The sequence below is a fragment of the Limosilactobacillus gastricus DSM 16045 genome (assembly GCF_001434365.1).
Lineage (GTDB): Bacteria > Bacillota > Bacilli > Lactobacillales > Lactobacillaceae > Limosilactobacillus > Limosilactobacillus gastricus.
In genome coordinates, this window is sequence record NZ_AZFN01000006.1 from 38,140 (window position 1) to 50,588 (window position 12,449).

Here is a 12,449-nt window from a genome sequence, read left to right on the forward strand (position 1 = left end):
TGCTTTTTTAATCGACTGCTTTATTGAACTTCAACATAAATAGTTGAAATAACAATTCTGGAGAACGACTAGTCGTCTTTAAATCCCGTTCAATTTGAATCAAGCCTTGATAAGCTTGACTCAATGTAGCTAAATCATATTTTTGAGCCGTCCTTTGTGCTAATTGCACCCGGTATGGATGGACCTTTAATTGCTGGATAATCGTACCTTGACTTAAGCCTCGTTGGCTAAGGATCTTAACCTGCAATAATAAACGAAATTGACTAACCAGCACAGCATTAATTTGTAACGGTTGCTGTTGAGCGGCTAATAACTGTTGGTAATCATCCAGAGCCGCTACTTGTTGTTGATCGAGAACTGCTTGAACTAGGTCAAACACATTTTCGTCTAACGACTGGGGCACCAACCCCTGCACAGCTGCAATCGTAATGTCTTTGCCTGGATAAGCATAGGTCTCTAACTGCTGGACGTGACTCATCATTTGCCCATAGTCCGCATTGGTCCGGCGAACGAGTTCATCCATGGCCCCATTTTGCATAGTAAAACCATCTTTTTGGAATCGTGCTTCCACTATATGACGTGCTTGGCTTTCATCCAATGGGGCTGCACTGACTTCGACGGCTACCTTTTTAAGACTTTTAACAACCCCCTTACGCCCATCAAGCTTTTCATAAGGTGCCATGATCACTAAAGTAGTCGTTGGTTCAGGATGGTTTAAGTATTCTTTTAACAGGTCAGGATCTTGCTTTAGGCTTCCCCGCCCCGTTGAACCAGTTAAAAAAGTCGGCTTATTCAAAAAAACCAGCCGTCGCTCACCAAAGAATGGGGCCGCCATAGCGTCCGCTAGGGCCTCGTCTAAAGGTGTCGCTTCAAGATCATACGAGGCGACATTCATTACTCGCTCTTCTGCGGGAATTAAATCCAAAAGGGCCTGTCTGGCCTCCGCTTGAAGTTCCATCTGGGTACCAACTACAGCATAAACCATGGCTGGACTAGCACCCTTTAATTGTTTTTTTAAGGTTGGGATATCCAAAATTTTTCATCTCCATTAAGCTTCGTCGTTAATTGATCATAAAAACCATAATAGCGGTACCGAATCATTCCATAATTTTGGGTAGATAATGGAACAATCTTACTTTGTTGCAATCGTTGCATGGTTTCTAGATTGGGGTGGTGGTATCGATTCCGTCGCCCCGCAGAAATAATCCCATAGTGGGGCTGAACCTGCTTTAAAAAAGCAAGATTACTCGATGTTTTACTGCCGTTATGACCGAGTTTTAAAATATCGGCCTGTAAATTGGGATATTGTTTCATAATAAGTTTTTCGCCATTTTGAGGAAGATCACCCATAAAGAGAAAGCGTAATTTCCCAAAATGGCCAAATAAAACTAATGAATCATCATTAGTTGCGGATCCAACCTGCATAGGATGAAGAATCTGTAGATCGGTCATCGGCGATGATTGATTAGTAACCGGGACCACTTTGACTGGATATGCTAGTCGGGATTGAAATTTGGGTAAAGTTTCCATCCCCGCGGGAACCAAAATTTGTTTAACTCAAAAGTTTTTCATGACCGTCGTTAAAAATCCGATATGATCAGCATCGCTATGAGTCAACCAGACACTATCAAGCTGATAGATCCCAAGACTCTTGAGATAATTAATACTGGTCCCCACTGATCGGTCGCGGCTAAAATGTCCCCGCGCCCAGGCTGGTTTTTGAATTTGCAAATCCCCACCCGTATCAATCAACATCACTCGATGATTAAAGGGCTCCCGAATAATAATACAATCCCCTTGACCAATATCGACGAATGTTACCTCTCCCGATAAAGGTCGGTGAATTCCAAGATAAATCCCAAGATAACAAAGTAGCAGAATCATCCATGAACGACCGGTAGCATGTTCAATCGCCCACCAGGTGATAATTAATAGGGTCAATGTTAGCAACACCCCTATTTTACCAAAATGAATCATTCCCGGAAACTTTGCTAACCAGACTAGGGATTGATCAAAAATCTCTAGCAAATGATTAAAGAATCCGGAAATTCCTGGTAAAAAGGGATAAAGTAAAGTGCTAATCATGGTGCCAGGAAAAATGATCCAACTAAAGAATGGAATCATTAAATAGTTAATTACGAGACTAAGCAAATGAAATTCAAAGACAAAATGTAATAGCGGCGGCAATCCTAAAGCCCCAAGTTTGAACGATTGCCATTTTACCTTTTGCCAATCGAACCAGCATAAGGCAAAAGACAGCAAATAGCTTAACTGTCCTCCTAAGGACATTAAAACGGTTGGTTGAATAAATTCTTGTATGAGCAGACTAATGGCCCAAGCATCCGGCTGGTTACGCCCAAATTGCTGACTCCATAGCTGACATTCAATCATTAAAATCGCACGTGTGAGGCTTAATGATCCGCCCCCAATCACCCAATAGAGGGGCAAAGTAACAATCAAGATCCAATTTAAAAAATGGCGATCATAGCCTATGATTCGCCCTCCGCCTTGCACGAGCAAACAAACTGAAGCCACATGTAAGCCGGAGAGACAAAAGAGATGAATCAGGCCCAGTTGTTTAACCGTTGTCATTTGCTCATCAGTTGCTGGATCTTGTAAGCCAATTAACAAACGTAAGGCATACCCACTTAAGGGCGTTGGCAACTGGTGAAAATAAGTAGCTAATTGATGACGAAGTTGATGCAAACAATCTACCAAAGAGTGATCCTTAACTGGTTGGCAGTTAATTAACTGACCCTTGATAACCATCTGCACGCCTTGGGTCCGATACCAAAATCGGCGATCAAATTCGTTAAAATTTGTTGCTGGGGAAATCGGCGTGGCATCACCTTTGATGGTAACTTGAACCGGCTCATGTAAACTTTCAAGATATTTTTGCTGACTTGGTTCTTTTAGGTAGGCTTGAATTAAGTACTTTTGCCTTTTCCCCTGGCCAATTGCCTGCACGAAGTCCCCATTGACCTTCCACTGATCTGGTTGAACCACCACCATTTGGCTTACTTGTGCTTGTGGTGAATGGGTTAACTGGATTTGACTCTCTTGCCAAATCCAAGCGCGGACACCAAACATGATACTGATTAGCATTACTAACCAACGCCCTGGTGACCCAACCAGAACTATCAGCCGCCAAATCAACCAACCTAATGGTACTAATAAAACCCAGTAATGCAAAATTACTAGGCCGCATCCTAAACTACTTAGCCCAGCTGCTAATAGCAATCGTTGGTTAATTATCGCTATCCAAGTATTGCTTTAAATTAACCTGGTCAATTGTATCAGCACTGAGCTTGATTTGTTGCAATTTAACGTGTTTGAGTTTAATTAATTCCATTGCATACTCATCATTATGATAATTTCGCAAATAGTTAATTTGTGTAATCCCTGCTTGTAATAAACTCTTGGTACATTGAAGGCATGGGAAATCAGTCACGTAAACTACCGCCCCATCCGTGGAAGTACCAAATTTCGCGCACTGTAAAAGGGCGTTCATTTCTGCATGAATGGTCCGCACACAGTGACCATCGCGTAGATAGCATTCACTATCAATACAATGCTCATCGCCTGAAACGGCTCCATTATATCCACTTCCAATAATTCGGCGATCACGGACTAAAACCGCACCAACCGAAAGACGTTTACACGTACTCCGCGACGATAACAAAGCCGCTTGCAACATAAAATACTGGTCCCAACCAATCCGCTGTGTCATGCTAAAACCCCCTTTTAATTTTATTTAGTATAGCAGAGATTTATTAACACGTTAAACTGATAGAGAAGATTGTAGTTTAGCGACCGTTTTATCACCAAAACCGTCAACTGATTTTAATTCCTCAACCGATTTGAACTCACCATGCTCCTGCCGATAGGCCAAGATTTTATCGGCCTTTTTTTCGCCAATCCCAGTGATGGTTTGGAGTTGTTCTTTTGTCGCCGTATTCAAATTAACAATGGGTTGATCCCCGTCGGCTGACGAACCTGTTTGGATGTTGTTAGCTCCTGCAATCTTTTCGCCCACTAAGGGAATATAAATAACCTGTTGATCCGTTAATTGTTTGGCCAGATTAACCTGATTCAAATCGGCAGTTGGCAAGCTGCCACCAGCCTGTTCGATGGCTTCTTTCACCCGGGCTTGCTTAGGCAAGGTATATACCCCTGGATGGGCTACTGCCCCTTTAATGTCAATTGACACTCGCCCATTTTGAGTGGTTGTCGAAGTCGCCATTCTAGAACTTACGGTCGAATTCATCATTGTCGGTGAATTGGTTGATACTGGAGTTGGCTTCTGATGCCAACAGAACAAACCAATACACATCAGTACCCCAGCTCCCAAGATCAGTTTGGTCCGTTGCGTTTCCCATAGGTCGATTAACCGCTCACGTAATTCTTCGATATCCATAAAAACCTCCTTTATTTATAGATACGAAAAAAGAGCGAGCCTGAACTAAACCATCCTGATTTAATTCAGCCCGCTCTTATTTAGCATGTTCATTTAAATAATCAACTGCATCTTGGAAACTAGTAACTGGGACCACTTTCATATTCGGCGCATATTTTTTAGCCGTTTTCTTTGCCAATTGATAGTTTGTCATATGTTGTTCTTCATATTTTAGTAACTCTTTAGTTGGTTTAACGTATGGGGCAAAGAAGATAGTTGCTCCGGCTTTATGAGCAGCTACTACTTTTTTATCAATACCACCAATCTCTCCTACACTCCCATCCGCTGCAATCGTGCCTGTCCCGGCAATTTGTTGACCGTGTCGAAGATCTTTACCCGAAATTTGTTGATAAATTTGTAAGGCAAACATTAATCCACCGGAAGGCCCACCAATTTCACCAGGATCAACTTTCACTGGAATGTCTGTAGTAACCTTTACATTATCGGTCAAGATAATCCCAATGCCGGCCTTACCAGTAGATAACTTCACCAGAGGTTCAGTAACTGTTTTGGTTTTACCATTATGAGTATAGGTCACACTTAATCGATGGCCGACCCCTTGTTTAGCAATGTATTTTTGATAACCCGCCGCCGTATTAAAGTGATGTCCGTCAACTTTGGTGATGGTATCACCAACCTTAATCTTCTTTTTGAACTTCGAATTTTTCTGAACTTCAAGGACGTAAATACCTAAATACTTTTTTGTGTACTGTTGTCCTGCCGCCTTATATGCAACCGAAATCGCCTGGTTAATCGCACTTTGCATATAAAAGTTTTGAACCTTGTCATAGGTCTTATCACTTTGCCCACCCGTGACATCCTCAGCACTTTCAATTGTCGCCAAAGGATTCATGAACTTTGCCCACAAGTATGTGACTGGGCGCGCACGTTGCAAATAAACCGATGTCAACATATAGCTACCCTTCCATTTATCAGGGTGCTTTTTAATCGTAACGTAAGACTTTAATGCATCCGCCGTCCCTGGAGTTTCAATATAGCTATTCAATGGCCATAAGAAGAACCACATGGCCACTAGAATCCCGAAAATAATTAAAATTAAGCGTCTAATCAGACGACGTTCTTGATTTTTCATTAACCTGTTTTACCCGTTCAATCATCCGATCGTGGATTTGTTTTTGCAGTGCTTGATTCAGATTTTCTGGTAAATAAGCCGATATATCCCCACCTTCAAGCGCGACCTCTTTTAAAAGGCTACTAGATAAATGTTGATATTTAGGATCCGTTAATAAAAAGACGGTTTCGATCTGATCATCCAAGTAATGATTCATCGCCGCGATATCCCGCTCATAACGAAAATCGGTTTCATTTCGTAAACCGCGTAGTAAGTAATCAGCCCCCATTTGATTCATTAAGTTCACGGTTAGCCCTTGGGCTGTAATTACGGAAACATTACTTAAGCCCGCAACGGCCGTTTCGATTTGATTAACCCGTTCTGGAACCGTAAACAAGGGATGCTTACTTGAATTATTCATGACGGCTACGGCCACCTGATCAAATAAATGACTGGCTCGCCGAATTAAGTCTAAATGCCCCATGGTTAATGGATCAAACGATCCTGGAAATAATGCTACTTTCATTTATACTTCCTCACCTGTAAAACGATAAATGGTCAGCACCGTGATGCCATATGTTTGCTGTCGAACTAATTCAAACTGGGATAAATCCGTCGGTAAATTGGCTTCTTGATTGGTTTCACAGACCACCAGTGCTCCATAATTCAATAAATTTAAATCCACCAAGGATTGAATATCCTTAATTATTTGTTGTTTAGCATACGGGGGATCAAGATAGATTAAATCCAATCGCACCCCTTGCCCCGCTATAACCGGTAAAATGCGTTGGGCATCTTGTTTAATAATCGTGAATTGATCTTCATGCTTGGTTAAAGCAACGTTATGTTTAATCGTTTTAATCGCTTGATACTGTCGATCTACCAAAAAAGCATGGTCGATTCCTCGTGAGACCCCTTCAATACTTAAACCACCACTCCCGGCATACAAATCTAAGGACTGTCCACCGTTGAAGTAGGGCCCAATCATATTAAATAACGACTCTTTAACTTTATCAGTTGTAGGACGCGTCGCCATCCCAGGAACGGCTTGTAATTTGCGTCCCCGAAATTTCCCTGATACTACTCGCATTGCTTACTCCTCTTCTGTTGAAGGAATTATTCCCGTTTCTGCAACCGATGAAATTGTCGGATCGACAGTGGACCATGGAGATGGTAAGACTCGATAAACATCATGCAGTTTTTCAATTTCCGGTTTAATTTCGGCAACTTGAGCTTGGTTCACATATAAGATGACATAATTTGCTCGGCGCGAAACATATTGAATATGCCCATAATGACGGAGAACTCGTAAAACGCGGCGTCCCCGAATATAAACAGATAGACTCGTTCTTTGTGGAATAGAATGTTCTGTTTCAACAGTCATTTAAGCCACCTCCTGTCGATGGCGCGCTTTTTGACGGCGCATTCGACGTTCCACATTAGCGACCAGGCCCAATGAAGCACTCAAGACAAACATACTGGAACCCCCATAACTAATAAAAGGTAAGGTCACTCCGGTAATTGGTAAGAGTCCACATACGGCCCCAACATTAAACATCGTTTCCACGGCAAAAAAAGTGCCAGTCCCATAACACAACAAAGTCTCATACAGGTTATTCGACCGGATACCTAACAGGATAATCCGACAAATTAAGGTTGCCAATAAGGCCAGAATAATTAAAACCGTGACCAATCCTAATTCTTCACTGATAATCGCTAAAATAAAATCAGTATTGGATTCTGGTAAGTACCCCATCTTTTGAATACTATTACCAATTCCACTACCAAAAATCCCCCCATTACTAATGGCATAGTAGGAGTTAACTAATTGCGTCCCCGATCCCGAGGCATTAGCAAAGGGATTCAGGTAGGCGACAAACCGGGCGGCTCGATACCCACCGATCTTAGCAAACAATTGCGCCACATATGGCAAGCCAATTAGTAGGGCTAGAACCCCCCCCACTAAAGCAGTTGCTCCATATTTCCAAGGTATACGGCTAGCCATGATAATAACCAAAAAAATCGAAGCATTAATTAAAGCTCCCCCTGTATCGGGTTGACTCAAAATCAACCCGATCAGGACTATTGTTAATATGATCGGTTTTCGAAGTTTACTTAAATAATCAGACCGTGATAAGTTTTCGTAACGTGCAAATTGATCGGCCAAATAGATGGTTAAAAAGAATTTACAAACTTCGGCGGGTTGGATACTGACCGGTCCCAGATTAACCCATCCGCGCGCCCCATTAACGGCTGCACCAAAAAAGCGAACATAAACTAAGAGCACGATCAGTAATCCCGAAAGGAAACCTAGGGTATATTTACTTCGCCAAAAGGTTAAATTGACTCGCGATAACAAAAAGAAGATCCCAATTCCTACCAAAGCAAAAATTGATTGCTTAACTAAATAACTGCGGGCTGTCCCCCCAACTTGCATGGCCACATCCGCACTAGCCGAATAAACCATCACAATCCCAATAATACATAAAATTAAATACGGGATCAGTAAATAGGGATCCCAGCCTAAGACTGAGCGTTTCTTTTGTTTATTCATGATGCTCTCCACTTAATATTAAATCATGGAAAATATTATACCACTAAAGTTTGGGCAATTAAAAAATGGACAGGAATTATTCCCGCCCATTCATTAAATTACTTTCGTGAAGCAGCTTTCCGACGCTTAGCCGCCTTTTCCCGTGCATTAGTTTCCAGAATTTGCTTCCGTAACCGCACGTTTTCTGGTGTAATTTCACAGTATTCATCTTCATTTAAGAATTCCAATGATTCTTCTAATGATAAATGCGTTGGAGTCTTGATTCGTGCCATATCGTCAGAACCAGCAGCCCGAACGTTAGTAAGGTTCTTCCCCTTAGTGATGTTAACCGTGATGTCATTCTCCCGACTATTTTCACCAACGATCATCCCTTCGTACACTTCTGTCCCAGGATCGATCAAAAGGGTTCCCCGACTTTCAATCCCCATCATAGCATAAGTTGTTGCCTTCCCAGCATTCATTGATACTAAAGTACCCTTTTGCCGACCAGGGTTCCAATTCTTAATCACTGGCTTGTATTGGTCAAAGACATGACTCATGATCCCATAACCACGCGTTAAGGACATGAATTCCGTTGAGTAACCAATCAATCCCCGTGAAGGAACTTCAAAAATCAACCGCGTTTGACCGTTGTTGGAAGGTTCCATGTTTTGCATTTCACCTTTCCGCTTAGACAAACTGTCAATAATGGAACCAGTATATTCATCTGGGGTATCAATTTGAACTTCTTCGTATGGTTCGCTCATTACCCCATCGATCTCACGGTAGATAACTTCTGGCCGTGATACTTGGAGTTCAAAGCCTTCCCGCCGAAGGGTTTCAATTAAGATGGATAAATGTAATTCACCCCGTCCAGAAACAACCCAAGCTCCAGGATCATCAGTATCTTCAACCCGCAAAGAAACATCCGTTTCCAATTCAGATTCTAGCCGGTTTTGTAATTGCCGCGAAGTCACAAATTTCCCTTCCCGACCAGCAAATGGAGAATCGTTAGTCCGGAATGTCATTTGTAAAGTAGGTGGATCAATCCGTAATGGAGTTAAAGCTTCTGGATGTTCTGGATCTACAACCGTTTCACCAACGTTGATATCTTCCATACCAGAAACCGCAATTAAGTCCCCAGCCTTAGCAGAATCAATTTCAATTCGCTTCAAGCCAACAAACCCAAAGAGTTTCGTGACCCGGAAGTTCTTAGTCGATCCATCAAGTTTCATTAAGGTAACTTGATCACCAACATGAATCTGTCCCCGGACAACCCGACCAATCCCAATCCGACCAACGAAGTCGTTGTAATCAAGAATTGAAACTTGGAATTGTAATGGTTCGTCTGAATTGTCAACTGGGGCTGGAATCTTTTCCACGATCGTGTCAAACAAAGGCTTCATCGTGTGTTCTTGAGTTGAAATATCAGAATCATAGCTAGAAGTCCCGTTCATCGCCGAAGCATAAATTACCGGGAAGTCTAGTTGATCTTCATCCGCGCCGAGTTCAATGAATAAGTCGAGCACTTCATCAACAACTTCTTCTGGACGAGCACCATCACGGTCAACTTTGTTAATAACCACGATTGGGGTTAAGTGTTGTTCTAAGGCCTTTTGCAAGACGAAGCGCGTTTGTGGCATAGTCCCTTCAAACGCATCCACCACTAAAAGAACCCCGTCAACCATCTTCATAACCCGTTCTACTTCACCACCAAAATCGGCGTGACCTGGGGTATCTAAAATGTTGATTTGGTAGTCACCATATTTCACGGCTGTGTTCTTGGAAAGAATCGTAATTCCACGTTCTTTTTCCAAATCATTAGTATCCATCGCCCGGTCTTGAATATCGAAGTGTTCAGGGAGCGTATTGGATTGCTTTAACATCTCGTTAACCAAGGTCGTCTTACCGTGGTCAACGTGAGCAATGATCGCAATGTTACGAATATCGTCACGTAATTTCAAAAGTCTATTCCTTCCATTTCCTTAAAGTATGGTCAATTCTCATAAAAAAACTGTGACATTGGTCACAGTTACTGCTAATTGATCAATTCCATGATATCTTTGGCAGCTTTTGGAGTAGCTACTAATACAAAGTTAGATGATAGCATATCAATCGGTTGTTCGTCAATCCGTTTGACGACTAAACCTTGGGCTTCGGCTAGGACCCGTCCTGGGGCTAAATCCCAAGGCTTTAAGTTAGTGATGTAGGCTCCCGTTCGTCCAGTTATTAATTGGGTCATCGAAATTCCGGCACTACCAAAGACCCGAATGCTGCGGGCAGCTTTGGCCGCGGTTTGGGCATGATGAAGATCATTCATTAAAATCCGGGAAGAAACGTCAATTAGTCCATCTCGCAAGCCACGATTTAAGGGCCTTGATAATTGATGATCATTTTCCCAGACACCCAGTGCAGGCCCCCCATGATATAAGAGACCTTTCATTACGTCCAAAATATAGCCTAAAGTTGGTTGCCCATCAATGTAGAGAGCCAACATAATCGCAAAATTTTCCCGTTCCATGATAAAATTCATCGTCCCATCGACGGGATCAACAATCCAAACGTGGCCATGAATATCGTGAACTTGATCACCAAAGCCTTCTTCGGAAATAATTTGCGCTGTTGGGTCAATTTCCCGAAGTCGTTGATTAATGATTTGTTCGTTTTGTTTGTCAACCGTCGTCACCAAATCATGAGGACTAGTTTTTTCATCAATAGTAAAATCGGCTTGCATGGCGGCTTTCGTCCGTTCGCCAACTTCACGAATTAAAGTTTGGATTTGCTGGTCAATCTCCGCTAACATGCTCATCCCTCCATTTTTATCTTACTACTCTCATCGGTTTGGGCCCTTCTAACAACCTGATAAATTTCATAGCCAGACACTTTTGCAAATTGCCGACTAAGTTGTTTTTCAAAAGCTTTCGAACTAACCACCTTTTTAAAGTCAGCGTATGCCTTTAAAATTTTTGAACGTGAGACCCCAATTTCATAGGCATCTTCGACAACTTGATATAAATTTGTAACGGCGATCAGCTCCTCCGTAGACCAACCCGAATCCAGTGGATATGCATAATTCCCCCCAGCCATCTGACCAACTCCTTCATTTATTACTAGTTACCATTTTAATGGATTTTCGACTGACATACCAGAATTTAAGTGTTTTCCTAAGGAATGTGCTAAAATACTTCATAAAAGAAAGAGAAATGAGGTCCATCATAATGATCACAATGGATGATATTGTACGTGATACAGACAACAACCCAGTATTGCGGACGCGGGCAGCCAAAGTTGACTTTCCTTTATCGGTAGAGAATCAACAACTTGCCCAACAATTAATGGAATATTTAGAAAACAGTCAGAATGAAGAAATTGCTGAAAAATACCAACTGCGCGCCGGAGTTGGTTTAGCAGCTCCTCAAGTTAATCATGGGGTACGCATGACTGCAGTCCTAATCCCTGGTGAAAACGAAGACGACGAACCAGCCTTTAAAGATGTATTAGTTAATCCAGTTATCCTTAGTGAATCAGTGCAAATGGCTGCATTAGCTGAAGGTGAAGGATGTCTCTCTGTTGATCGTGACGTCCCCGGCTATGTCCCACGTCATGATCGAATCACCTTGAAATATCAAAATCTGGCTGGTGAAACTAAGCAAGTACGATTAAAGCATTATCCAGCCATTGTCGTTCAACATGAACTCGATCACTTGATTGGCGTTTTATTCTATGATCACATTGATGAAAATGAGCCTTTCAATCATCCTGATGATTTAATACTCCTATCATAAAAATAAGTTGGTGAAATTTCACCAACTTATTTTTAGTTTGCCTTTTGATTTAACTTACTTAGGTCTTCAACATATTNGTTTGCCTTTTGATTTAACTTACTTAGGTCTTCAACATATTCACGGGTGGCTTCGTTTGAAACATAGGCTACATCAAAGTGTAGTTTTTGCTGATAGACCCACCAATCCGTAACCACGAAGGGAGCTGATTGAGCATTAAATCCTGCAATCTGTTTTTGTCTAGCGATCTCCTCAATGGCTTGTGATAAATTTTGATGGCTTAACCAACGTAACTCTTGTTCATCGCACAAATCAAAATGAATCTGGTATTCAAAGGCCTGAACCCCATTGCCCCATACTTCCGCCACAATGGAAGATTGATGATCGTAATGGTCACTAGCTAAATGATCTGCTAGGGCTGCCATTACCACTTGATCCGTTACCTGTTGAGCGGCAACTTGCTGTTGTTGATCATGACGCTTAACTAAGGTTCGATGAATGATCTGATAAATCACCAAAATAAGGATTAGTGTAATAATAATTACATATAGAAACGACATTGAATCACTCTCCTTTTTATCCATTATAAGGATACCATCCTCAATC

The 12,449-nt window shown here is 41.9% G+C and carries 14 protein-coding genes; 1 reads left to right on the plus strand and 13 read right to left on the minus strand.

Going from position 1 to position 12,449, the window contains the following annotated elements; genetic code table 11:
• Positions 1-7: 7 nt before the first annotated feature.
• The 13 genes from holA to FC60_RS02855 all read right to left on the minus strand — a co-directional run bounded on the left by holA (position 8) and on the right by FC60_RS02855 (position 11,148).
• Entirely contained in the window at positions 8-1,033 is a 1,026-nt protein-coding gene (holA, locus tag FC60_RS02795) for a DNA polymerase III subunit delta (RefSeq protein ID WP_056936981.1), read from the minus strand.
• Positions 1,015-1,530 (minus strand): ComEC/Rec2 family competence protein, encoded by a 516-nt coding sequence (locus FC60_RS02800; protein ID WP_153672857.1) that lies wholly within the window; start codon positions 1,528-1,530, stop codon positions 1,015-1,017. Before FC60_RS02800 ends, holA begins: the two co-directional genes overlap by 19 nt.
• A 27-nt stretch (positions 1,531-1,557) precedes the next feature.
• Complete coding sequence (locus FC60_RS02805) at positions 1,558-3,192, minus strand: ComEC/Rec2 family competence protein (RefSeq protein WP_056936983.1); 1,635 nt, start codon at positions 3,190-3,192, stop codon at positions 1,558-1,560.
• Between the two features lie 55 nt (positions 3,193-3,247).
• Positions 3,248-3,730: a ComE operon protein 2 gene (locus FC60_RS02810; RefSeq protein ID WP_007122781.1), complete on the minus strand. Its 483-nt coding sequence runs from the start codon at positions 3,728-3,730 to the stop codon at positions 3,248-3,250.
• A 51-nt stretch (positions 3,731-3,781) separates the two neighbouring features.
• On the minus strand, positions 3,782-4,417 hold the full coding sequence (locus tag FC60_RS02815) for a helix-hairpin-helix domain-containing protein (protein WP_056936984.1): 636 nt from the start codon (positions 4,415-4,417) through the stop codon (positions 3,782-3,784).
• A 76-nt stretch (positions 4,418-4,493) separates the two neighbouring features.
• A complete protein-coding gene (locus FC60_RS02820; RefSeq protein ID WP_056936985.1) occupies positions 4,494-5,549 on the minus strand; it encodes a SepM family pheromone-processing serine protease in 1,056 nt (351 codons plus the stop codon).
• Positions 5,521-6,054 carry a pantetheine-phosphate adenylyltransferase gene (gene coaD / locus FC60_RS02825; protein ID WP_056936986.1) on the minus strand — a complete coding sequence of 178 codons (534 nt, stop codon included), beginning with the start codon at positions 6,052-6,054 and terminating at the stop codon, positions 5,521-5,523. Before coaD ends, FC60_RS02820 begins: the two co-directional genes overlap by 29 nt.
• On the minus strand, positions 6,055-6,618 hold the full coding sequence (rsmD, locus tag FC60_RS02830) for a 16S rRNA (guanine(966)-N(2))-methyltransferase RsmD (protein WP_056936987.1): 564 nt from the start codon (positions 6,616-6,618) through the stop codon (positions 6,055-6,057).
• Positions 6,619-6,621: 3 nt separating this feature from the next.
• On the minus strand, positions 6,622-6,912 hold the full coding sequence (locus FC60_RS02835; protein WP_056936988.1) for a DUF2129 domain-containing protein: 291 nt from the start codon (positions 6,910-6,912) through the stop codon (positions 6,622-6,624).
• On the minus strand, positions 6,913-8,082 hold the full coding sequence (locus FC60_RS02840; RefSeq protein WP_056936989.1) for an FtsW/RodA/SpoVE family cell cycle protein: 1,170 nt from the start codon (positions 8,080-8,082) through the stop codon (positions 6,913-6,915).
• 98 nt (positions 8,083-8,180) lie between these two features.
• On the minus strand, positions 8,181-10,025 hold the full coding sequence (gene typA / locus FC60_RS02845; protein WP_056936990.1) for a translational GTPase TypA: 1,845 nt from the start codon (positions 10,023-10,025) through the stop codon (positions 8,181-8,183).
• A 74-nt stretch (positions 10,026-10,099) separates the two neighbouring features.
• Complete coding sequence (locus FC60_RS02850; protein ID WP_056936991.1) at positions 10,100-10,864, minus strand: inositol monophosphatase family protein; 765 nt, start codon at positions 10,862-10,864, stop codon at positions 10,100-10,102.
• 2 nt (positions 10,865-10,866) lie between these two features.
• Positions 10,867-11,148, minus strand: coding sequence for a UPF0223 family protein (locus FC60_RS02855; RefSeq protein WP_056936992.1), 282 nt, complete (start codon positions 11,146-11,148; stop codon positions 10,867-10,869).
• A 131-nt stretch (positions 11,149-11,279) separates the two neighbouring features.
• Here FC60_RS02855 and def point away from each other — a divergent pair, with 131 nt between their 5' ends.
• Positions 11,280-11,846 (plus strand): peptide deformylase, encoded by a 567-nt coding sequence (gene def / locus FC60_RS02860; RefSeq protein ID WP_056936993.1) that lies wholly within the window; start codon positions 11,280-11,282, stop codon positions 11,844-11,846.
• Positions 11,847-12,449: the final 603 nt, after the last annotated feature.

Excerpts from the sequence above, each read along its gene's own strand:
- FC60_RS02800 (WP_153672857.1), bottom strand. The coding sequence starts at position 1,530 with ATGGAAACTTTACCCAAATTTCAATCCCGACTAGCATATCCAGTCAAA.
- FC60_RS02810 (WP_007122781.1), bottom strand. The coding sequence starts at position 3,730 with ATGACACAGCGGATTGGTTGGGACCAGTATTTTATGTTGCAAGCGGCT.
- FC60_RS02815 (WP_056936984.1), bottom strand. The coding sequence starts at position 4,417 with ATGGATATCGAAGAATTACGTGAGCGGTTAATCGACCTATGGGAAACG.
- FC60_RS02820 (WP_056936985.1), bottom strand. The coding sequence starts at position 5,549 with ATGAAAAATCAAGAACGTCGTCTGATTAGACGCTTAATTTTAATTATT.
- coaD (WP_056936986.1), bottom strand. The coding sequence starts at position 6,054 with ATGAAAGTAGCATTATTTCCAGGATCGTTTGATCCATTAACCATGGGG.
- rsmD (WP_056936987.1), bottom strand. The coding sequence starts at position 6,618 with ATGCGAGTAGTATCAGGGAAATTTCGGGGACGCAAATTACAAGCCGTT.
- FC60_RS02835 (WP_056936988.1), bottom strand. The coding sequence starts at position 6,912 with ATGACTGTTGAAACAGAACATTCTATTCCACAAAGAACGAGTCTATCT.
- FC60_RS02840 (WP_056936989.1), bottom strand. The coding sequence starts at position 8,082 with ATGAATAAACAAAAGAAACGCTCAGTCTTAGGCTGGGATCCCTATTTA.
- FC60_RS02850 (WP_056936991.1), bottom strand. The coding sequence starts at position 10,864 with ATGTTAGCGGAGATTGACCAGCAAATCCAAACTTTAATTCGTGAAGTT.
- FC60_RS02855 (WP_056936992.1), bottom strand. The coding sequence starts at position 11,148 with ATGGCTGGGGGGAATTATGCATATCCACTGGATTCGGGTTGGTCTACG.
- def (WP_056936993.1), top strand. The coding sequence starts at position 11,280 with ATGATCACAATGGATGATATTGTACGTGATACAGACAACAACCCAGTA.